The organism is Pseudoalteromonas sp. P1-16-1b, from assembly GCF_001401785.1.
GTDB classification, from domain to species: domain Bacteria; phylum Pseudomonadota; class Gammaproteobacteria; order Enterobacterales; family Alteromonadaceae; genus Pseudoalteromonas; species Pseudoalteromonas undina.
Window position 1 is genome coordinate 1 of the sequence record NZ_LKGQ01000082.1, and the last position, 221, is coordinate 221.

General features: G+C 54.3%; 2 tRNA genes. Both read right to left on the reverse strand.

The features are described 5' to 3' along the window. Positions 1–2: 2 nt before the first annotated feature. Positions 3–87 (reverse strand) — tRNA-Tyr (locus AN392_RS18290). A 49-nt stretch (positions 88–136) separates the two neighbouring features. After that, positions 137–221, reverse strand: a tRNA-Tyr gene (locus AN392_RS18295).

Consider the following 221-nt stretch of genomic DNA (forward strand, 5'->3'; position numbering starts at 1 on the left):
AGTGGTGGAGGGAGCTGGATTCGAACCAGCGAAGGCTGAGCCGTCAGATTTACAGTCTGATCCCTTTGGCCGCTCGGGAACCCCTCCACACTAATTTTTATTGCATTTGGCCCCACTTAACTTAGCCTAAGAAAAGTGGTGGAGGGAGCTGGATTCGAACCAGCGAAGGCTGAGCCGTCAGATTTACAGTCTGATCCCTTTGGCCGCTCGGGAACCCCTCC